Genomic DNA, 21,782 nt, shown 5'->3' with positions numbered 1-21,782 from the left:
TAGTGCAAACGATAATAAACAAAATATTGTATATCCTAGTCTGAAAAAAGCAATTGATAATACTTATGCTAGGGAAAGTAAAGCAAACTTAAAAAAATCTTTATATGATTCTTATATACAGGCATTCAGATGGGCTACAGATAGACTGTGTGACAAGGGGGGTTATTGGGTTTGTAACCAATGCATCTTTTATTGATAGTAATAGTACAGATGGATTAAGGAAATGTTGGGAAAAAGAATTTAATTACATTTATGTATATAATCTTCGTGGTGATGCTAGAACTTCTGGAGAGCAGAGAAGAAAAGAAGCTGGAAATGTTTTTGGAGAGGGCACAAGGACTCCAGTAGCTATTACATTATTAATAAAGGATGGCTCTGATGTACATGAAATCAAATATTTCGACATTGGAGACTATTTGTCTAAAGAAGAAAAGTTAAAAAACATTTCTTCTTTAGTATCCTTAGAAAATGTCTCTTGGACTAAAATTGAATCTGATGAAAACTATGACTGGATTAATAAACGGGATAATAATTACTTAAATTATTTGGCATTAGATACAGAAATTTTTAATAAAAGAACGGTCGGTATAAATACTGCGAGAGATTTTTGGGTGTATAACTTTTCTAAAGATAATGCACTTTCAAACGCACGAACATTAATTGGAAATTATAATTCTGAAGTTTCAAAATTAAGTGGTGTTGATCCGAAAGAAAAGTTTACGTTAGCCAATACATCTGATAATTATATAAAGTGGAGTGCAGGGTTAAAGCAAAAACTCTTAAAGAATATCATTTTAGAGCCAGACGATTCAAATTTAATATTAAGTATGTACAGACCATTTGTGAAGAAACATCTTTATTATCAAGAAGATATTATAGAGCGACCAGGTAAGTTTAAAACGGACTTTGGTGAAAATAACAAAGCAATTTATATTACAGGAATAGGGACATCCAAACCTTTTTCAGCTTTAGTAATTGATTGCCCACCAAACTTCTATTTAATGGATACAGGCTCGGGGGGGTTCATTTTAAAAAATAATAAAGATATTAACCTCCTAATAAACGAAGAGTTTAATCTTAAAGAAGATGTAGCTAATAAATTAGGATTAGAAACGGAAGAAATGTTCTATTATGTTTATGCTGTACTTCATTCAAATGAGTACAGAACTAAATATGCTAATGATTTAAAAAAGGGATTTCCTAGAATACCCATCCTAAAGAAACGAAAAAAGTTCACTGAAATTGGTAAGAAACTTGTAGAATTACATTTGAATTACGAATATATTGAAGAATTTAAAGATTTACATGTTGCGATTTCTAGCAACCCTTCCTATAAGGTTAACAAGATGAAACATCCGAAGAAAGGTATGATTACAGAAATTATCTTTAATAATGATATTAAAATAAAGAACATACCTGAAAAAGCATATGACTATGTTGTAAATGGAAAGCCTGCTATTCAATGGGTTATGGAACAGTACCAAGTAAAAGTTGATAAAAGTTCAGGATTGGTTGATGATCCTAATCTTTTTTCTGAAGATGATAAATATATTTTTAGTTTGTTATTACGAGTTATTAATGTATCAATTCAAACAGTTGACCTAGTGAATAGTCTTCCTGCGTTAGAGCTTGAATAGCATCCGAATTTTTTCTAAATGAAATTTTAAAAACTTATCTCACCTTAGACCTAATTAGCTATAAATACATTAGTACTTCTAGATGATTTGTTAAATTTTATTATTAAATTTACTAAACATAAAGAAAGGTAGGGGGGGTTGTCAGTCCACTACCTTTCTTATTTAACTATTTAACCCTATCCAACGTTACGGTGAACCGTATCATAAATAGAAGCAAAAAAAGTTGTAAATAAGGTGGTGTTTTATTGTCGGAAGCGGGTAATTCCTACGAATAAGAGGTATTTTTATCCGTTTCACGATACAACATGTCGATAAGTGTAAAAGTTTGTGATACATTCATTTCTGTAAAGTTAAAGTTGAGTTCTATGTTGTCAATATAATGGGAACGATTTTTTTTCGCGGCCAACAAGTATGGCGATAAACAGGTTTGCTGTTTCATGGATTAAGAATATTGAGGTATAAAATGAAATGACTGACAAGAAAGGGAACGTTCTGTTTCCTTTTTTTGTGGAAACCATTGGAAAAGCATATGAAGTAACCATACTACTTTTAATTGTACTTGTTCAATTATTTGATTTTAATGATTCTGAACCGAAAATCATTACAGTTGTAGACATATTTTAAAAAGTGTTACATAAACGATTTTATTTTAGATTACTAAAAGGTTTGAGGAAATGTAAACATTTATGTAATAGTAATTGTTTACATAATGAGTTACAGCAACATGGTGCCTCTTGTTTCACACTTACCTAACACCACTTATCCTGGTATGACATGCTATAATAATTGATGGTAATGAAAGAGAATGGAGATAACATAGATATAAAAATCGGGGAGGAACGCTAATGAATAATGAATCTAACATTTTGATTTACCAAACAGAAGAAGGAAACACAAAAATAGATGTTCGCTTAGAAAATGAAACGGTTTGGATGACACAGAGGGCAATTGCTGAGCTTTATCAAACAACTTCTCAGAATATAACTCTTCATATAAAAAACATTTATGAAGAAGGTGAATTGGAGGAAGAGGCAACTTGTAAGTATTACTTACAAGTTCAAAATGAAGGAGCAAGAGAGGTAAAAAGAAGAGCAAAACATTACAACCTCGAAATGATTCTTGCGATTGGCTATCGTGTCCGTTCCCATCGTGGTACACAATTCCGCCAGTGGGCAACAGAGCGTCTGAATGAATATCTGGTAAAAGGCTTTACGATGGATGACGACCGCTTGAAGGAAATGCGAAACTTTGGACAAGATTACTTTGATGAACTTCTGGAACGTATTAGAGATATACGTGCATCTGGGAAAAGATTTTACTTAAAGATCACAGATATTTATGCTACAGCAGTTGATTATGATGCTAAAGCTGAAATCTCGAAGAAGTTTTTTGCCACCGTTCAAAATAAATTACACTTTGCAATTACAGGTCTAACAGCATCGGAAATCGTTGCAAATAGGGCAGATGCTACGAAAGAAAATATGGGCTTAACTACTTGGAAAGGTGATAACATTCGTAAGAGTGATATCACTGTGGCAAAGAACTATTTATCTGAAAAGGAAATCAAGCAACTTAACCGTATTGTTACAATGTACTTAGATTATGCGGAAAGTCAGGCCGAACGTAATCAAGTCATGTATATGAAAGATTGGACAGACAAACTAAATGCGTTCTTGAAGTTTAATGAACATGATATTTTACAGAATGCAGAGAAAGTCTCGAAGGAAGTTGCTGAGAAGTTAGCGACACAAGAGTACGAAAAATATAGGCAAAATCGAATCACACAGAATAAAGAAAGTGACTTTGAAAAATTCGTAAGAGACAATAGACTAAAGTAATTTGAAAATGAGTATCATGGCCGCTGTTTTAAATATACAGCGGCTTATTTTGTAATATTCTATGAAGTGTTATAGGTTTAGAGGAAAAAATATAAACATGATATAAGGGATGATAGTTTTCATGAGAGTAAATCATCAAAAACGAAGAAGAATTTATATCAACAAGTTGATAGAGATAATAAAAAGCTCAGAATACCAGGAGTATATTGAAAAAGATGAACGTTACAGAGAGTTCCTTGAATCAAAGGCTTTATTAAAGGTGTGGGGGTTTTACTATACTGGATACCTATGGGAATAAAGCTATGAATAAACTGATAAAAGGATTTTCAAAATTAAATAAGGACAGATACCAAGTAGATTTAAGTTATAGACCAAAAAAGATAAGAGACCTTAATTATTTTTCTCTTCAATATGCAGGTTCAAGCCAATCGTGTTTAGCGAAAGTAAAATTCTTAGAAGATAAATTTATAAGAGAAGTAGACGCTTCCTTTACACAGGTAAACAATAATTGAAATGCACGATACCAATTCCTGGATGCCACTGGGTATTGTAGCGATTTGGACAATTGCCGCAGCAATATTTACTTATATCTGTTTTAAAAAGCAGAAATCGGATGACTGATACTTATTTCTATAAATCTATTACTGACAGGCAACACATTCAGTATAAGTGAATACGTCTGCCTGTTTTTGCTTCTTTGATTGTAGATGTGGCAATGTTGCTCCTTCTTTGCGTAATTAACACATTAGTATAGAAAGATCTCGTGCTTATGTAAGTCAATTTAGTTGTGTAATTTAGTTACATGCCTTATGATATGAAAAAAAAGAGTGCTCTTAACTAAAAAATATGAAACCAATCTAAAAAGTGAAACGTATATACATTAAAGGAGGGAGCTTCATGTTCAAAAAGTTCCTTAAAAGTATTTCTCATGAATTGAAAAAGCACGGCAGCAGTAGTGGACGGTCAAGGTATCACCGTTATAGCTCCAGTAGCAGAAAAGGCCGATCCTATTATGGAAGCAGTAGCGGGCATCGCGGACATAATCCATATAGCGGATCACATCGTTACCGCAAAAGAGGCGGTTACTCTAGAAGTAGCTAATCTTTAATGGAATAACTCGCAATAAGACTCCATTTGGTGGGAATAAGAACCACTCCCAGCGAATGGAGTCTTTTATACGTTAAGATTAAAATACAGCTAGGCCTTTGCTTTCGGCAAAATTTCCCCGGAAATAATTGTAATTGCCTCCACCATATCTGTCATGATATCCTCACATCGCTGATACGACGGATCAATCTGAAGTAACCTTTTGAGGATATGGGTTGTTTTCTCATGAATGTTTAACTCTTCGGTCCATGGTCTATTTCTCTTTGTGTCACCCTCGTAGGCAGAGTATAAAAGAAAAAGCAGGAAATCCCCAATGTCAAAAAAGTCCTCTTGTGCCAATTGTTTATGATGTTCTCTCGACTCCTTGTCTGTATGAATGTTGTGTGCTAATCCAAAGTCTATCAGATATAGCCCACCACGGTTAAGCAGTACGTTTGGAATTCTGATATCGCCATGGAATATCCCTTTTTCATGAATATAGCAGACAATGGCGGTTAGTTGCTTTGCCAGTTCCAGACATTCCTTCTCACTGTACTTCTGCTCGGATGCAAATAACGTATCCTCTACATTACTCCCCCCCTCGACAAACTCCATCGAAAAGAACTGCCTATCCTCATAAACAAACGTTTCGATCAGTTTGGGAATACCGTTATTATCCAGTATCTGTAAAATAGCAGTTTCCTGCTTATAATTTTCCACATTTTCTTTCTTCTTGCTTTTGCGCATCTGTTTGACGACACACTTTTGATTGGCATGCAGATCCCAACATAGATATATGATGCCGTAACTGCCATTCTGCAATATCTTCTCAATTTTGTATCGTCCTGCGAGCGTCTGCTGTATAGCATATTGGTGGTCGAATACCGTCTGTCTTACTTTTTTATCATCCAATGTATAAGTTCCATACGCACCTCCTTGTTTTACGTTTGTTTGTATTATAGCAAATTTTGCTGCTAGAAATAACTTTTTCAAGTGACATCATAAAGTTTTAATTTATATTGTATTCATTTATCAATATTTTCTTTATCCCTTTAAGAACCGTCTGTATCTGATGTCTCCTTTTTGCGTGAATTTATCACTTGTTTTTCGGGTATTAGCGTTTCAACTAGTATGATAAACTTCATATAAAAGAAAGCGCTTTCTATTATTTCTTGGGAGGGATTAATATTGAGAAAGAAATTCATTTTTTGCTTTTTTACGTTTGTATTACTTCTTAGTTTTACTTCCATTACTTCATTTGCTGAGGAAACTCCTACCACAGAATTGGACATCGAAAGATATGCTGAAAATATGCAACCAGGTTGGAATTTAGGTAATACGTTTGATGCTGTTGGTAATGACGAAACCGCATGGGGGGGTAACCCGTATGTGACGCAAGAGTTAATTCAGAGAGTTGCAGATCAAGGCTTTAAAAGTATTCGCATCCCGATCACCTTTGATCAACGTATGGGAGAAGATGATGATTACCAGATTAACGACGATTTCTTGAAGCGTGTCGATCAGACAGTGCAATGGGCATTAGAAGAGGATTTATATGTCATGATTAATGTCCACCATGATTCTTGGCTTTGGGTTGAAACGGGAATGCAAGAGGAACATAATCAAACCGTCGATCGATTCAATGCTATCTGGACGCAGTTGGCGGATCATTTTAAGGACTATCCAAAGGAACTAATGTTTGAAAGTATTAATGAGCCGAGATTTTCGGGAACGGAAGAAGAAAGTCAGGCATACCTGAATGAATTACACACACATTTTTATGAAATTGTTAGAGGATCAGGAGGTTATAACGATAACCGGCCATTAGTGTTGCCCACCCTTAACACCGGGTCAGAACCAGAGAAAATAAACTCTTTATACGAATATATTCAAGGCTTAAAAGATCCTAATATTATCGCCACAGTTCATTATTACGGTTTCTGGCCTTTTAGTGTTAATATCGCTGGATATACCCGCTTTGAAGAAGATACAAAAAAAGACATTCATACTGTCTTTGACCGTGTACATGAAACCTTTACTGCTAATGGTATCCCTGTGATAATTGGTGAATATGGTTTGCTTGGGTTTGATGTAGATACAGGGGTTGTTCAACAAGGAGAAAAATTGAAATTTTTTGAACATATGATTCATTATGCGAATGAGAAGGAACTGATTCATATGCTGTGGGATAACGGCCAACATTTAAATCGTGATACGCTAGAATGGAACGATCCCGAATTTTTTAATATGTTAAAAACAAGTTGGGATACACGTTCCGCAACACCAAATGATAATTTTATTTATTTGGAACAATCTGAAGAAATAACGGATAAAGTGATCACATTCGATTTGAATGGCAATGACTTTGATGAGGTCACTGTAACTGATCAAGTATTAGAAGAAGAAAATGATTATGAAATAAGTGATAATACGATTACGTTTAGCAAAAAATTCTTGCAATCTCTTGTAACCACTGACGAACTTGGGACAGTCTCCACTATAACGATAGCGTTTACTGGTGGAGTAGATTGGGAAATTGATGTTATCGTATATCAAACAGTTGAATTGGAAGAAACTGAAGGGACCACCGTTGCCTTTCGAATTCCTGCGTCTTTTAATGGGGACCAATTAGCCACAATGAATAACTGTACTCTGACCAAAGGATGAATAAAGACAAACGCAAGCTAATAGAAGAAACTATGAACTGTATAATCGGCAATAAAGTACGCTTTACGTCTGATTTTCTAAATTTTTTTCTTTGATTCCACATTTTCAATTGTTTCTCCGCAAAAAACAGTAATTAAACCTAACGCAGCAAGAAATGACATCGGTAAATCAATGAACGTATGTAAGGCATTACCCAATGTTGCCCCGATAAAAAATAAAGGAATTGCTTCCCCACCAACAAAACCAGTGCCAAGGGTTACCGCAGTAAAAGCCAACTTGGCCAGAAAAGCAAATGGCGGCACGTCTTCATTAAAAGATTGTTCTAACATCTCTAGTCCACGTCCATTGTAATCTTGTGATCCAACCATCATTGTTAATACTATAATGATGATACCTCCAAAAAAGGCTCTTTTCATATGGTTTTTCCTGAAAATTTTATTAGATATTTTTCTATCTCATGTCTCAATTGACAATATAAAACACTTATAAGGCTAAAAAGAACAGATAGAAGAATAACGATGATAAAGGTAGTAATAGTTATTTTCGGTACGATTTGTATGATAAATTCTTCATGTTTATGTCCCCAGGCTACTGTAGTTAGATAATGACCGACAAAGCTTGCGGTAAGACAAGGAACAAATGCTTCCAATTTCAGTTTTCCCATGGCAACCATCTCCATGCCAAAGACAGTACCAGCAATAGGTGCACCAAAGGCAGCTCCGAAACCAGCACTTATACCGCTCATCATTAAAATTTTCTTATCTAGTTTGTTTACCTTAAAAAATTTGTTAACCGCTGCAGCTACACTTTCTCCCATTTGGACAGCTGCACCTTCTCTCCCCCCCGTAGAACCCCCCCAAAAAAGGATGGTGATAAAGGTCCCGAAGAATCAGGACAGAAAAAAGTTGTTATACTTCAACACCATTCACCGATTCACCTCTTTTCTTTCTCTTGGTAGTGTTGCCCATCGTATTAGAATTATTATGATGAATAATGAATCGCTCATTACGAAATATACAAAAGGGAATTAATACATAATTGACAGGTGTTAGAATCCACTAATTTTGTTGTGCGAATTGTTCTTGTAAAGTAACATTAAATACGTTTGTATGTAATTACATACTAACGTATAAATCTTAGTTTGAATAATAATAAAGAGAAAATATGATTTAGTTCTATATGTTTCCATTCCTGATTAATTCCTGCTAAGCCCTCTTTCAAATGCTGCTAAATGGTTTAATGAAGCATCACGAAGTTGAGTGAAAACACTTCTTACATCATTAGGAAGATTTAGGGGGTAAAAATCTCTCGTACATAGCAATGTTGTCAATTTCCCCCCCTTGTACTCCTGTAGCATATGCGGCCTTAAGATTTTGCGGAGTTGTCACAAAGGATCCCGAAATATCTTGAGGTAAAGGTACTTGATAACGCTCGAAAAGGGGTAATAATGCTCGGATATGCCTTAATTCAGCTTCTCTAATTTGTACGAATGTTGGAATGTTACCAAAAGTTCCGATTATGTTATTATATCTAGCCTGGGCCAAGTATTCATCCTGTAGAGCATACGTCAACATTTGAGGTAAGGATAAAGAGGAAGCGTTTAAAGCTCCTATAGCCCCCATAGTCTTCGATTAGTCTTTGGGCGTGTGTTGCCGATGGATTTTTTGAATGAAAAAATAAAAACCATACTGCATGATTTTGTTCATCTGCTGCTGCACACTTGAATCTATCTTTGATTGTTATATTCTCGGCTTTATCTGAGATGCTCAAATAAAAATCTACCGCCTCTTGTTCATCTTTAAAGGTGAATTCAATACCAGCTTTATAATTGTTTGGACATTGCTCGATGATTTGATAAGAGGGAGCTCTCCCCCCGTAAAATGATAATAAATGCTGCTAAATTCCTCAAGATGTCGCTTTTCATCATTCTGAATCTCCTGTATTTTGTCCCTTTCCTCTTGTGATGGTGCCATTTGGGCTAATTTCTCATAACAAGCAATTGCGCTATACTCTGCATGTATTGCTTGTTGGATATCTGTTATAAGTTGTGTATCTGATACACTTCGATAAAAATCATTATCATACGATGGATTGGAATACATCGTTATCCTCCCTTAGTTGAATCGTCTAATATATCGTATGTATTTGAAATGGGTTATTGTGCATGGACTCAAGAAATAAATTTAATTGATTCTTTCTTTTAACCATCCTCCAAATGTCATATTGGATACGGTTTATGATTTTCATGTTATAAACCATTATATAAGATTACATATACATTACAGCATACATGTAAACAAATATATATATAAAGTAAACGTTTATAGCATGCATGTATGCGATAACGTAAACATGTTGGTATGTATAGATTTTTTGGAAGATGTAAACATGTAATCCGAAAATGTAAACAAAATATTTACATTACAAAAAGATTACAATTTTCTTTCTTTTCAACAAAAGGCATTGCTGAAAACCTTAAAATAAAATATGCTATACTTAAGGCTTGTATTATTTTAATAAAAGTCTGACATGTAAAAGTTAGAGAGGATGGATATATATGAGTCAGTCAAGAATAGCAGCAATTGATGTAGGTAACGATTCTATTAAAGCGATTTTTGGAAAAATGGAAAGAGAGCTTAATCTTCCAAATATCATCGCTAGAGATACAGAAGACCGTCCTGTTATTGGAATTGAAGAATTAGACCAAAAGGATCCAATAGAAGGGTTACATATTCGTATACATTCACCAGCGTTGAAAGAAAATAATGCGATTTATCGTGTGGGACACTTAGCAGCAAAAGCAAGCAATTCAACAGAACTTGATCCAGGCAGCAGTAAATCGCAGGAAGATCAAACGTTAGTGATGCTTTTGGCGACGATAGCCTTAGATGCTGTAAATACATTTACAGTAAATGCCAATCAGGTTATTGATACAAATTATACGTTGGGAACTGGATTGCCATTGCGAGAGGTGAAAGAAGGAAAAGATGCAGGATATCGTTCCAAGCTGATCGGTTCTGTTCATCAGGTGGAATTTTTAGTTACACCACAACACCAAGGCAAAAAAGTGAACATAAAATTTGATGAAGTGAAGGTGTATCCTGAAGGGTTTGCCGCTTTTATCAACCTTGTGATGGATCAGGATTTAAAAATCATTAATAAGCAATTAATAGACAAACAAATTTTAATTCAGGATATTGGTGGTTTATCAACAGATATAGCTGTGATTAGAAACAGAACGGTCGATGATGATAAAGCACAAGGGTTTAATCTTGGTGTTTCCGAGTCGCTTGAGCTTATTCGTGAAGAAATTTTCTCGAAATATGGGGTGGAATTAGACAGTCGCCGTGACGTGGTGGACATTATTACGAGAAAAAATGACCGTAATCACATAATGGTAAAAGGAAGCAGAACGAGCGTACATGAATCGACAGATAGAATTTTGTTAGAATTAGCGAAGAAACAATATCGCCTGTTGCGAAATATATGGCAAAAAAATTCACAAACGGAAATCTGTTATTTTGTAGGCGGAGGATCCAATGTATTAAAAGAATACTTGAAAACATTAAATAATAATTTAGATGGCTATAACATTGAATTTTTTGAAGATGAAAAGGAAAGCATATGGATGATGGCAAATGCCTATTATAAACTGATTGCTGAATATCTAAAGAAGTCTGAGAAGAAAGAAGAGAAAAAAGTCTCACAACAATCTTAAGGTGATAACATGAAGAAAAATAACGAAATTAATAGAGGTCAAACTATATCATTTCGGATCCCGTCAGATACACCGGATTATATACTAAAAGAATTGCAGCGTTTAAAAGAAATAGAACGTCGTAATTTCTCTAGTAAAATCGCCGAGTTTGTCACAAAAGGTGTGAATGAGGGAACATCGAAACAGCAGGAAACCATTACGGTACCTCTCCCTAAAAGTTTGACAAAAGCACAACGTAATTGGATCAAACATGAACATTCCGAAGCGTTGCTAGGAAGTATCATGTATCAACTATTAAATGATCCCGTTCGTGCAACTTCATTGTTAGCTTCACTGAACAGTAATGCAACAAATATCGATGAAGCACTATATCTACAGGAAGAACCTCCAATGGAGACAAATGAGCAGGAATCGATGGTAGATGAAATCGAGGAAAGTCCTTTAAACAATCAAGAGACAGATGATGATTTAGATTCGATTGATTGGAATGCAGCATTAAGTCACAATCGAGATTCCGAGGAACCAGAAGAACCAGAACCAGAAGAAGAACTTGATGATCTGTTAGGAGACTTTTTAGGTAAGATGAATAAATGAATGGGTGAAAGATGAGGGCGATTCTACTGTTTCATAAAGCTGAAGACTTTTGTGTCTTCAGCTTATTTTATTGTTGCTTAGGAAATTATAAATTTTTGCACTGTGGATAACATTTCGGAACAGGGATAGCCACGTCCAGCTCCGAGCGCCAAAAACTAGGCAACTTCACGAAGCAATCTACGATAAGTCATCATCGGTTCGCAAGCTTACCGTGATTTCTTTATCTCAATTGATTCGCTCCAGTTGCTCTTGTTTTAACCGACGCTCTGCGCTTTTGTTCTTATAAAAAATTATTCGATTGTTTCTAAATATTCAAATACTTTTTTCTGTACTAATCATCGTCAACCGTGTCTATTACATTTGTAGCGGTTTGTTTAATGCTCTCATCAATATATATATTTTCACTGAGTAAGGCGTTTCCGTGCCGATCTTTTATCAGATCTAACCGGAATATGCTCCATGGCTTTTGCTAGACCATATTGTGGCATATTTCCATAAATGGATTCATATTGTCCTTTTTTTATGATATAAGTTTCATGGTAAATTCCCACTGCTGTATGATCGCCAACTTTTTGATTAAAATTCTTCCGAGCTTTTAGATGGTTGCTCCCTTTTGCATAGGAGAGCAAATCTTCCGTTGAACGCCAATATTGAATCATGACTGTTGTGCGAAGTCCGAAAAAGCTCTCCATTGATAGAAAACCAAGCTCCTCCTTGTTTGTATAAAGCTCTCTAATCATGGAGGGCATCGCAATAAAAACAGGAAACCATTTATGGACAGCCCATCGCTTGTTTATGCGCATCCCAATGATAAAAACAACTAAGTCTTCTTCATTTTTTGTTGTAAACCTTCCGCTGAATATTCCCTTACTCATTTTCGTCTCCTCCTTTAGATAGCTTCTATCGTTGCCTGGCACCAATCGATGCAGCATAGTAGTTCGCTTGCCATAATCCAATGTGAATAGCCAATACTGAGCATTCGGATCACTTTCATGATGTGTCTGAATGGAATGAGCGATGGTATGGTATGTCTGCAGACGCTCTTCCAGCTTGCGTTTGTAGTCTTCTAACAGCTTGACAGTTTGCTCTGTAGTCTGGTGTTTGCCAAAAAACAACTTTAGAAGCACTTCATTTCGTTCCACCGGAATTTGTTCAATAGGTTGTGAGAGCCAATGTTTCAATGCATCCTTTCCTTTTTGGGTAAGGTCATACTCCTTTCTGTCCGGCTTTCCATCTTGCTGAGTATTCGTAACGGTGACTAGTTCATTAGCAGTAAGTTGTTTCATTGTAGGATAAATCTGGCCATAGCTGATCTTCCAAAAGTGGGTAAGACTTTGATCCATAAGCTGCTTTATCGCATATCCTGATTTGCATCCTGTTGTAAGAATTCCAAGAATTGCGTAGGTTGTGTTATTGTATTCTTTCATGAGTTGACTCCACCTATCTAGTTGATATATATCATTTAGATACATTATATATGACAAATATGGAAAAAGGAAGTGCGAGTCACTATATTTTTTAGAAAAAGTTGTGGGTTTTTTGAATGAACTAGTACATGAAGGAGTGAAATGTGTATAAATTAAACCACTTAGGCATTTACACACATTCCTTCCCGCAAGAATACAATGAGTAAAAACAGGAGAGGATGGGTATGATGCCTTACACATTTCCAGTCCGGATAGAAACGCATAAAATCAGTGACGGTCACAATAAAACCGTTTTTTATCCCCAAGTGGCAGCATTGCAAAATCAGGCATTGGAAGGGTTGATTAATCACGCGATTATTAATCAAACTCAACAGCTGATAAACGAACAAATTGGAAATATGCCAACAGCAGTGGAAGAAATGATTGGGTTATATGAGGTGAAAAACAACCAACGCAAAGTCCTGAGTTTATCACTTTCCAATTATACGTATCATTACCAGGCAGCGCATGGGATGACCTATATCAAGTCGCTAACATTTGATCTGGAAAAAGGGGAGCAATGTAAGCTGAGTGAATTATTTAAGCCAGGAAGTAATTATGTGGAAAGACTCTCCAGCTTAGTTGATCAGCAAATAAAGCAGCGGGATATCCCGCTTTTGGGCGAATTTACAGGTATTCGACCTGATCAAGATTTTTATATTGCGGACAAAACTCTGGTTATTTACTTTCAACTATATGAAATTACTCCCTATGTTTATGGTTTCCCTATGTTCCCAATTTCGGTATATGATCTCCAGGATATAATCGTTGAAGATGGCCCACTCGGACAATTGGCTGTTAATAATTAATGCTTTGTAACTTTTTCCTCAAATGTAAGAATAGGAGTGGAATAAAGCACCATTTCAAAACTAGTGAGTATCCAATGAAGGTCGGTTGATCATGGGTCATTGCTAAAATTACGCATTCAACCTTATTATCACAGGGCTAACTACATTGGAAAAGTACCCCCCCTTTGCAGTTTCAGCCCCCCCTGATTGCTCTATAATTTACAAAAGAGACGGTGTGAAACAGAGTAATGAGTGAATTACAAAAGCTGAGTAAAAACTTGAATGATTTGTAATCAATGGGACTTGGGGGACAGGCTAGGTGCTCCATTTTAATTGGTTCAAAGAATAGAGGATGGAACAGAACTATCTATAATACCTTGAATAATTAGTTAATGAAGAGAGGTGGGGGTCTGAATCGCTCCTCTTTTTTTGTTATATTCCCATAATCGTAGAAAGCCGACTAACGAAAAGAAATGGTGAATAATTTGAAAGTAATAGAATGGTAAAAAGGTTAATAGGCATATAGATTTGTTTTTCCATTTTTCACATATAATAACTGGATTATTATTCTAATTTTTCTATATAATTATGTATTAGATAAAGGGCTTCATTGGATTATTGTCCTGTTATGGAGGTGTATAGGTTGTCAGATTTTCTTAGTAATGCATTCCAGGTTATCTCTAACCGATCGGCAGACATAGAGGAAAAAATAGACCGGCTAAAAAAGGCGAAGCGTGATATAGAAAACGAACAAGACCAGGCTTCCGTAGAAATTAAAAAATTGTTACAGCCTTCATTGGATTCTTCCTGGGAGGCACTCTAGCCAATACATTTGATGAATCCCGCAGGAAGCCTATGAATTTATGAAAAAAAAGATCCTGTATCAATACCCGTATTATATCGGTCAGATAGAGTGGGAAATAGGTCAGTTGCAACTCCAGCAGAGCAGCTTAGATATAGCTAGTACAATTGCTCACCAGGCTGATCGATTATGGAGCCAGGGGGGGGAAGAGGCAGCGGAAGCATACGGAAGTAAATTGAACGAATTAAAAGGATGGTTGTTCTGATGAATATTCGAGTAGGAAGTACAATCAGCGGCGGTACAGAAATTAAATTGCATTTTCCCTCCGTCATGGCGCAGCTTGAACATGCCAGGTCATGTCTGTCTCGATTAGACTTACCCAAGCCTGCCAATGCATTTAGTAGAAATGAGCTAGCGTTCACCGATGAATGGCTGGAACGAGAAGAGATGATACATTCGTTTTTGTTACAGTATATCGAAACAGTTGAGAAAAATCTGGCCGATACCAGGGAAAGTGTAAGGAAGCTAAAAGAGCAAGATGAAGCAATCGGGAAATAGAGAGAGGGTAAGGGAGAGGAAGCGATGAGCACAACCCGAACGTTGGAAACAAAATCGTTAGTCGCAACCGTAGAAGCTCGTGCAAAAGAATACCAGGCATTAAGAGAAAGACTGGAAACATTACGAGCTGCTTTTCAAAAAATAGTCGGAATCGATGCTTTTACTGGTAAGAGTGCCGATGCGATTAAAGGCTTTTAGAGGTTGAAATAGATGGAGCAAAGATTGAATGATTTATATAGAAAGATAGCTGAGACCGTTAATGAAATGATTCCAGAACAATGGGAGAGATTTTACTATTATACTCAAATTTCAGAAGATGGTGGAGGTACATACTTCTTCTACCAGCCTTCAACCAATCCAAGTTTGAATGTATATAGTCTTGAAATTCCTTTTAACTATCAAGTAGACGAAAAATCGTTCAAATTAAATAAAAGAAAGCTATTTTCTTTATCAGAAGAAATGAGAGAAGTTTTTAAAAGCGAAGAGCAAGAACTTTGGTACTCTTTCACACTGACACTAGAGAGTACAGGCCAATTAAATGTTCATTTTGATTATACAAATTGGTTTGATACGGAATATAGTTTCAGCGACCAAATGACTATTTGGAAAAAAAAATATTTAGGTGAAGTACTGGATGATGAAAATGATAAGGCATTAATTGAAAAGTATTATTCTGATTTTCCAAATGACCCCATTTAATATAAAGTTTTATGCATAGTCAACCATAAAGCACTTGATTGTATTAAGGATCAAGTGCTTTTTTTAAATATAATAAAATTGGTTGAACACAGTAAAGAATACTTATGTAAAAAGTGCCCTTATGATGGCTTTACCATCATGGAGTCCCTTGTAATTCTTTATCTTTCGCAAGAATCGAACGAGATGGCATTTTATAAGATAAGAGAAGATTTTAAGGGGTGGGGGTGTATCGACTGAAGATATAGTAATAATGAGAACATTAACGAAAGACGTTGAGTTTGTTAACCCGGTAGGAAGACATGAATTTGATGGTTCTGGCAAAGCTCATAGAGAGCTTCTCCATTTGATTGATTACTCACTAGATTATGAAACATTTAAAAGAAAATTAAGAAATTGTGTATTTGTCAATTGAAAAGTGAACCGTTTGTTAATTTAATTTTGCACCACTTGTACACTTTCTGCTTTCAACCATTCTTCTGTTTCTCGCATTCGATAAGAATTACCATTCATATTTAAAACGTAAGATCTATGCGTCAAACGATCCGTTAAAGCTGCGGTCAAGACAGAGTCATGAAATATATCTTGCCAATTGATAAAAGACAAATTACTCGTTATTATCGTTGATTTTCTTCCAGCTCTTAAGGATAAATGCGAGAACAGTAATTCTGCTCCCTCTTTATCAAATGAAATATAGCCTAACTCATCGAGAATGACGAGATCATACTTTTCAAATTTCAATTCAAAGCTACGCAACGTTCGTTCTGAACGATGTGCTTTTAATTGATTAATAAACGAAGGTACCGTTGCGAAAAACACACGATAACCAGCTAAACAAGCCTCCATTCCTAATCCAAAGCTTCTTTTTCATTCTTAAATGTATCAGAAGATTTAATCAGCCTTCTGATGCTGGGTAATCTTAACTCCTTACATAATTCAATTAACTGGTATGTCAACACTAAATCGAACAAATTTTTAAAGGTTCATCAACTTGTATTCAGTAGGTGTTAAGTAACTTAGGGATTCATGAATTCGTATGTGGTTGAACCAATGAACATAATCAAAAAGTTCAAGGTCAAGTTCGTGTTGGTTAGTAAAAAAGTCCCTTTGACGAACTCTGTTTTGATCGTCTTAAATGTAGCCTCAGCAACTGCATTATCATATGGCGTTCCTTTTTCGCTTAATGAACGCTCAATACCAAACGTTTCTAATGCCTGGTCGATAAGTTGGTTCTTAAACTCACTACCTCTATCTGTGTGAAATAATTCAAGATGATGAAGATTGTATGGAACGGATGCAAAGGCACGTTGAACTAAGGCAGCATTTTTATGAGGTCCTGCACTGTGTCCAATAATTTCACGATTATATAAATCTATTAAAACGCAGATATAATGCCACTTCAGTCCAACTCTCACGTACGTTAAGTCACTTACAATTACTTTTAGTTCTTGATCCTGGTCAAATTCTCTATTAAGTTCATTTCCTACTTCCGACTCATTACATGATGATTTAGACGGCTTAAATTGAGCGACGGTATACTTAGAAACAAGTCCTTGCTCTTTCATGATTCTCCCAATACGGCGGCGGGAAACGATCCATCCCTTCTTTTTCAGTTCTACTTTGATCTTTCTTTGTCCATAGTTATTTCGGCTTTTTTTAAAAATATCGAGGATCAGATCTGTTAATTCTCCGTCCTGGTCATCACGAACCTTTGCTTCATAATAGTACGTACTTCGGGCTATTTGCAGGACGTCGCACATTGCTGATACCCAGTATTTGTGACGATTATTCCGAATCACATCTACTTTCGTCCCATGATCAGCGCGGCCTGCTTTAAAATATCATTTTCCATGGACAGTTTTTGATTTTCTTTTCGAAGTTTAACTAACTCTTCTTGTTCCGGTGTTCGATTGTCTTTTTCCTGAAACGATCCACTGTCCTGATATTGTCGAACCCACTTATCAAAGGAAGAAGGTGTTAGTTCATATTCTTTAATAATTTCTGCGCGGGGGGGTTTACCAGATGCATGCAGTTGAACCATTTGTTCTTTAAATTCTTTGGAAAAACTTCTTCTCACTCTTCTGGTCATGTTATAATACTCCTCGGTTTTTATTTGAACCAAGTCTATCTGACCACCTTAACTAACTTGTCCAATTAAGTGTAACCGATCCAGTTAGAGGGTAAGAAGGAGAAGGATGAATTGGAACAGCATATAGAAACAGAGGGTTCTAAGGTTGGTTATTATGCTTTGATGATACTGTCTGGATTCGTATTATTTATAACTGAGGGTGTCAGTAATTTAAGTGATATAAAGAATTATCCTTTACTTATTGTTGTCGGTCTCACTTTTGTCATTCAACCGATAACAGCTTTTATTTATTCAAGTATATATAAGTAAACCAATTCTTTAATCCACTTAATGTTTGACTAATTACTTTCCGAAGTTGAGTCATAAATAAATTGCCTGGATTAACAAAAGCATGCATAGTAAAAAAACAAAGAAAAAATCTGATTACACGAAATACTTACTTCTTCTCCTGCTTATTATCCAAAATAGACCGCAGCTCTTTAATATCTTCCTCAGACAAGTCTTCCTCCTGAATAAATTGAACAAGCATTGATTTTAGTGTGCCGTCATAGAATCGTTTCACAAAGGATTTTGTTTTAGCACGCTGACATTCATTCTGCGAGAATAGTGGATAGAATGTATATACACGTTGATCCTTGTGTACACCGATAACTTCTTTTTTTGTAAGTCGATCCAACAGGGTGCGTACGGTTTTTGGCTTCCAATTTGTTTCTGACGGTAAGAATGAAATGATTTCATTTGCTGATTGGGGGAGCTTTTTGCCAAAGCACTTTCAATACTTCCCATTCCGCCTCTGAAATAGTGGGTATCTTATGTGTCAAGTGAATCCCAGCCCTTTCGTAGTTAATAAATGCCTTTGTCTTTTAAAATCGATTTGGTAATATCAGCGGCTATACTGCCTTTAGCATGATGATCATTTTCAATGTTGGTTGCAAAGAAAAATGTGTTGTGGTGCACTTCAACATATCCGATGAACCAGCCATTAATATTTTTCCCGTTGACCGTTCCTGTTCCGGTTTTACCATATAGTGTGGCATCGTCCTTCGTCTCCAGCATGATCGTATCTTTTATTAATTCAATGTTCTGCTTATCAAACCCAAATTGGTTTGTATAAAAATCCTTGAGTGTCTGTACTTGTTCAATCGGTGAGATCTTTAAAGAAGATTCTAGCCAATAGTCTTTAACTCCACCAGATACATTTTGATTACCGTAATTTATATTTTGGATATATGCTTGAATATTTTGCTTCTGCATTTTTTGGTCTAAATTTTGAAAGTACCAAGTCACCGAGTTATCCATTGCGGTAAATAAGTTCTGATTCTGATTCCAAGTTTCGTATGGATATGTTTTTCTATCCCATTTTATGGAGGTATGGTGATCTGTAATTATGCCAGACTCCAACGCGAATAATGCACTGTATATTTTATAGGTAGAATTGGGTGAAACTCGTAACACACTTTTATCTTTATTATAGATAAGGTATTGTGCTTTCCGCAAATCATAGAGTACGAAGCTACCGTCATATCTGTTGAAATAGGTACTTAAATCCTCATAAGTAGTCTTTTGATTATCAAAATCGATCCGATCCTCGCCATACGGCATTGCAGAGACAACTGGTACCTGGCTGATCACAATTCCGGCCAGAAGCAGAAAAATGATGATGCTTTTCACTTTTAATAGCCTTGATTCGGTTGTGAAAACTGCAATTCTTTCTATCCTTTTCGTTAATTGTTTTTTGGAGCTAACAAGTGGATTAACCATTGTAAACTGACTTTTAAGAAAGGATTTATGAGCAAACTTAATGATGGTGTTTCCGTATGCTGAATAATTGTTTGGGTTGAGCATTTTTAAAACGGCACTATCACAGGCGATTTCTCGATCTAATCGCATGTTTCTAAAGGCAATCCAGATCAATGGATTATACCAATACATAATCTGGAAGAGGACAACTAAGTAATTTGTTGAGATGTCCTTATATTTATAGTGATGTAATTCATGTAATAGAATGTACTTCAGCTCATCCAGGCTCAGCCATGCATCAGCATGACGTGGCAAAATAATATAGGTTTTAAACATGCCGAATGTTAGTGGCGACTTAATTAGTGGAGAATTCACCAACACGATCTTCTGAGAAATGCCGAGTCGTTGTTTGCACTGTGCAAATAAGGAATGAACCTCTTGATTTTTAATGATGCTCATCGACTTTTTAATACTCCGCAGCCTCAACCATGCGTGAACAGTAAAAGCAAACATTACCAGCATGCCTGAAACCCATATAATAGTTAGGAAAGGGCTTAAAAAGGTTAGATCAAATCGGCTAACAGACACGGAAAAATCCCTCATCCAATCGCCACCATTTTCTGTAATGGGATTTGCTGTTGTGGAATTGGACGCTGTTGGCATACTGGTTTGAGGTCCACCGTACGTGAACTTGGTTCCGAAATCCAATACATTTGTTGGAAGAAAGGGTATGGTTAACGCGGCCAGTAAAATAAACCATAAATTATATTGCCATTTAGACGATAATTGGTACTTAAAAATCCTTCGAATCAGCAGGATAACAATGACTACAAAAGAGGATATAAACAGGCATACACCCAGGTGGAGGACAGACATTTACTTCATCTCCTTAACCGAGAATTGATGAATCTAAATTATCTTACTTTTAGGACCTCTCGTCAATAACTATATTAAAGAAAGAGGCACACAAGCCATAGATTCCAGACATATGTACTCCTTACTTTTTTTATTTAAAAGAATGCAGTATGATCTCGGAAGTCTTTGCTATCAACTCATTCTCATATTCTGCATCTTCCGTATCACGGCGGGACATCACTGCAATGACGATCGGTTCTCTATTTGGTGGCCATACTATGGCAATGTCATTTCTTGTACCGTAACTTGCTGCACCACTTTTGTCTCCAACTACCCATCCATCAGGTTTGCCGGCTCGTATAAGTTCATCGCCTGTTGCGTTCCCTTTCATCCAATCGATTAGTATTTCGCGCTTATCATTTGGAAGGAAATCATCAAGTGCGACCTTTTTTAAACTGGAGGCCATCGCTTTTGGTGTACTGGTATCCTTGTTACTATCCGGTGAAAATTCATTCAATTCGGTTTCGTATCGCGCGGGCTCCGTAATGTCATCTCCAATGTCTCGCAGGGCTTGCTTAAACTTATCAGGACCTCCGAGGGCTTCAAGCATTAGATTCCCTGCAGTGTTGTCGCTTTTTCGGATGGCCGCCTCACTAATCTCCAACAAGGTCATACCGCTATCCACGTGTTTTTCGGTAACTGGAGAATAGGTAACCAAATCATCTTCATTGTAGGTTATGACTTTTTCGAGATCTTTGAAGTCATTTTCCTTAAGCAGTATGGCGGCTGCTAATACTTTGAAAGTAGAGGAATAGGCGAAACGCTCCTCCGAGTTGTACTCAATAACTTGATTGTTACCCATATCCATAGCATAGACACCGAGTCTGACGTCAAATTCCTTCTCGAGTTTTTCAAACTCTTGCTCTTTATTGAGTGTTTGCTCGGTATCAGGTTTTTTGGTGGTTGCTCCATCGGTTTTATTGGTTTCATTTGTACAAGCAGTAAGTACTATCAAAGTTAACAACGCTATGTACAGGTACAAGGTAAATCTCATAATACTAGACTGATCTGAAATTATTTTTATCATATGTTACCTGCTTTCTATCTAATGTAAATTCCTTGTATTCGTTTATTGCTTTAACTAACTATTTTTATTCGAAGTCTAAATTTCCCCCCCTCCGTTATATGGATTACACGTGTAGTACAATATTACATCTGTAATCAATAAAAAGTCAATCGAAAAGTCTA

General features: G+C 36.1%; 22 protein-coding genes and 5 pseudogenes. 15 read left to right on the top strand and 12 right to left on the bottom strand.

Going from position 1 to position 21,782, the window contains the following annotated elements; genetic code table 11:
* The first annotated feature begins 149 nt into the window (after positions 1-149).
* The 4 genes from JCM21714_RS14390 to JCM21714_RS19915 all read left to right on the top strand — a co-directional run bounded on the left by JCM21714_RS14390 (position 150) and on the right by JCM21714_RS19915 (position 4,583).
* On the top strand, positions 150-1,637 hold the full coding sequence (locus tag JCM21714_RS14390) for a type ISP restriction/modification enzyme (protein WP_052000758.1): 1,488 nt from the start codon (positions 150-152) through the stop codon (positions 1,635-1,637).
* Positions 1,638-2,105: 468 nt separating this feature from the next.
* Positions 2,106-2,261 (top strand): hypothetical protein, encoded by a 156-nt coding sequence (locus JCM21714_RS20210; RefSeq protein WP_158413530.1) that lies wholly within the window; start codon positions 2,106-2,108, stop codon positions 2,259-2,261.
* A gap of 221 nt (positions 2,262-2,482) precedes the next feature.
* The gene (locus JCM21714_RS14385) at positions 2,483-3,475 is read left to right on the top strand and encodes a virulence RhuM family protein (protein ID WP_035725381.1); all 993 of its coding nucleotides are present in this window, start codon (positions 2,483-2,485) and stop codon (positions 3,473-3,475) included.
* A gap of 955 nt (positions 3,476-4,430) precedes the next feature.
* On the top strand, positions 4,431-4,583 hold the full coding sequence (locus tag JCM21714_RS19915; RefSeq protein ID WP_158413529.1) for a hypothetical protein: 153 nt from the start codon (positions 4,431-4,433) through the stop codon (positions 4,581-4,583).
* Positions 4,584-4,672: 89 nt separating this feature from the next.
* On the opposite strand, the gene JCM21714_RS14375 is transcribed toward JCM21714_RS19915, so the two are convergent.
* Positions 4,673-5,554, bottom strand: coding sequence for a serine/threonine protein kinase (locus JCM21714_RS14375; RefSeq protein WP_052000757.1), 882 nt, complete (start codon positions 5,552-5,554; stop codon positions 4,673-4,675).
* Positions 5,555-5,749: 195 nt separating this feature from the next.
* On the opposite strand from JCM21714_RS14375, the gene JCM21714_RS14370 reads away from it, so the two are divergent.
* Entirely contained in the window at positions 5,750-7,228 is a 1,479-nt protein-coding gene (locus tag JCM21714_RS14370) for a cellulase family glycosylhydrolase (RefSeq protein ID WP_084040843.1), read from the top strand.
* A 77-nt stretch (positions 7,229-7,305) separates the two neighbouring features.
* On the opposite strand, the pseudogene JCM21714_RS24415 reads toward JCM21714_RS14370, so the two are convergent.
* From JCM21714_RS24415 to JCM21714_RS24400, 4 genes and pseudogenes are all read right to left on the bottom strand, one after another.
* A pseudogene (locus JCM21714_RS24415) lies at positions 7,306-8,096 on the bottom strand (chloride channel protein).
* A gap of 412 nt (positions 8,097-8,508) precedes the next feature.
* Entirely contained in the window at positions 8,509-8,850 is a 342-nt protein-coding gene (locus tag JCM21714_RS24410) for a ferritin family protein (protein ID WP_369403611.1), read from the bottom strand.
* Positions 8,777-8,998, bottom strand: coding sequence for a hypothetical protein (locus tag JCM21714_RS24405; RefSeq protein ID WP_369403610.1), 222 nt, complete (start codon positions 8,996-8,998; stop codon positions 8,777-8,779). The genes JCM21714_RS24410 and JCM21714_RS24405 overlap by 74 nt, the downstream gene beginning before the upstream one ends.
* Positions 8,999-9,006: 8 nt before the next feature.
* Positions 9,007-9,330 carry a ferritin-like domain-containing protein gene (locus JCM21714_RS24400; RefSeq protein WP_369403609.1) on the bottom strand — a complete coding sequence of 108 codons (324 nt, stop codon included), beginning with the start codon at positions 9,328-9,330 and terminating at the stop codon, positions 9,007-9,009.
* Positions 9,331-9,785: 455 nt separating this feature from the next.
* On the opposite strand from JCM21714_RS24400, the gene JCM21714_RS14355 reads away from it, so the two are divergent.
* Both JCM21714_RS14355 and JCM21714_RS14350 read left to right on the top strand, forming a co-directional pair.
* Positions 9,786-10,946, top strand: coding sequence for a ParM/StbA family protein (locus JCM21714_RS14355; protein WP_035725379.1), 1,161 nt, complete (start codon positions 9,786-9,788; stop codon positions 10,944-10,946).
* Between the two features lie 9 nt (positions 10,947-10,955).
* A complete protein-coding gene (locus JCM21714_RS14350) occupies positions 10,956-11,540 on the top strand; it encodes a hypothetical protein (RefSeq protein ID WP_035725377.1) in 585 nt (194 codons plus the stop codon).
* A 401-nt stretch (positions 11,541-11,941) separates the two neighbouring features.
* Here the strand turns inward: JCM21714_RS14350 and JCM21714_RS14345 are convergent, their stop codons facing one another.
* Both JCM21714_RS14345 and JCM21714_RS24845 read right to left on the bottom strand, forming a co-directional pair.
* The gene (locus JCM21714_RS14345) at positions 11,942-12,415 is read right to left on the bottom strand and encodes a DUF4188 domain-containing protein (RefSeq protein ID WP_035725375.1); all 474 of its coding nucleotides are present in this window, start codon (positions 12,413-12,415) and stop codon (positions 11,942-11,944) included.
* A gap of 14 nt (positions 12,416-12,429) precedes the next feature.
* A pseudogene (locus JCM21714_RS24845) lies at positions 12,430-12,967 on the bottom strand (PadR family transcriptional regulator).
* 227 nt (positions 12,968-13,194) lie between these two features.
* Here JCM21714_RS24845 and JCM21714_RS14335 point away from each other — a divergent pair.
* From JCM21714_RS14335 to JCM21714_RS22035, 7 genes are all read left to right on the top strand, one after another.
* Positions 13,195-13,815, top strand: coding sequence for a DUF3298 and DUF4163 domain-containing protein (locus tag JCM21714_RS14335; protein WP_084040847.1), 621 nt, complete (start codon positions 13,195-13,197; stop codon positions 13,813-13,815).
* A gap of 622 nt (positions 13,816-14,437) precedes the next feature.
* Positions 14,438-14,617, top strand: a complete 180-nt coding sequence (locus JCM21714_RS22045; protein WP_052000754.1) for a hypothetical protein — start codon at positions 14,438-14,440, stop codon at positions 14,615-14,617.
* 40 nt (positions 14,618-14,657) lie between these two features.
* Entirely contained in the window at positions 14,658-14,861 is a 204-nt protein-coding gene (locus JCM21714_RS22040; RefSeq protein ID WP_052000753.1) for a hypothetical protein, read from the top strand.
* Positions 14,849-15,154, top strand: a complete 306-nt coding sequence (locus tag JCM21714_RS14325) for a YwqI/YxiC family protein (RefSeq protein WP_369403608.1) — start codon at positions 14,849-14,851, stop codon at positions 15,152-15,154. The genes JCM21714_RS22040 and JCM21714_RS14325 overlap by 13 nt, the downstream gene beginning before the upstream one ends.
* 24 nt (positions 15,155-15,178) lie before the next feature.
* Complete coding sequence (locus tag JCM21714_RS19480) at positions 15,179-15,352, top strand: T7SS effector LXG polymorphic toxin (RefSeq protein ID WP_084040841.1); 174 nt, start codon at positions 15,179-15,181, stop codon at positions 15,350-15,352.
* 12 nt (positions 15,353-15,364) lie between these two features.
* On the top strand, positions 15,365-15,853 hold the full coding sequence (locus JCM21714_RS14320) for an antitoxin YezG family protein (RefSeq protein ID WP_035725374.1): 489 nt from the start codon (positions 15,365-15,367) through the stop codon (positions 15,851-15,853).
* A gap of 250 nt (positions 15,854-16,103) precedes the next feature.
* Positions 16,104-16,265: a hypothetical protein gene (locus JCM21714_RS22035; protein ID WP_235182905.1), complete on the top strand. Its 162-nt coding sequence runs from the start codon at positions 16,104-16,106 to the stop codon at positions 16,263-16,265.
* A gap of 20 nt (positions 16,266-16,285) precedes the next feature.
* Here JCM21714_RS22035 and JCM21714_RS14315 read toward each other — a convergent pair.
* Together JCM21714_RS14315 and JCM21714_RS14310 are read right to left on the bottom strand one after the other, a co-directional pair.
* Positions 16,286-16,711 (bottom strand): annotated as a pseudogene (locus JCM21714_RS14315) (ATP-binding protein); the annotation flags it as partial.
* A 114-nt stretch (positions 16,712-16,825) separates the two neighbouring features.
* Positions 16,826-17,939: pseudogene (locus tag JCM21714_RS14310) on the bottom strand (IS3 family transposase).
* A gap of 111 nt (positions 17,940-18,050) precedes the next feature.
* Between JCM21714_RS14310 and JCM21714_RS14300 the strand changes: the two are divergent.
* Positions 18,051-18,248, top strand: a complete 198-nt coding sequence (locus tag JCM21714_RS14300) for a hypothetical protein (RefSeq protein ID WP_052000751.1) — start codon at positions 18,051-18,053, stop codon at positions 18,246-18,248.
* A gap of 127 nt (positions 18,249-18,375) precedes the next feature.
* Here JCM21714_RS14300 and blaI read toward each other — a convergent pair.
* From blaI to bla, 3 genes and pseudogenes are all read right to left on the bottom strand, one after another.
* Positions 18,376-18,760, bottom strand: a pseudogene (gene blaI, locus JCM21714_RS14295) (penicillinase repressor BlaI).
* Between the two features lie 22 nt (positions 18,761-18,782).
* Complete coding sequence (locus JCM21714_RS14290) at positions 18,783-20,555, bottom strand: BlaR1 family beta-lactam sensor/signal transducer (protein WP_035725372.1); 1,773 nt, start codon at positions 20,553-20,555, stop codon at positions 18,783-18,785.
* 130 nt (positions 20,556-20,685) lie between these two features.
* Complete coding sequence (gene bla / locus JCM21714_RS14285; RefSeq protein WP_035725384.1) at positions 20,686-21,588, bottom strand: class A beta-lactamase; 903 nt, start codon at positions 21,586-21,588, stop codon at positions 20,686-20,688.
* Positions 21,589-21,782: the final 194 nt, after the last annotated feature.

Origin of the sequence: Gracilibacillus boraciitolerans JCM 21714 (assembly GCF_000521485.1) — a bacterium.
GTDB lineage: Bacteria > Bacillota > Bacilli > Bacillales > Amphibacillaceae > Gracilibacillus > Gracilibacillus boraciitolerans.
The sequence above is the reverse complement of the archived record's forward strand: the minus strand, read 5'-3'. Positions and strand labels throughout refer to the sequence as shown.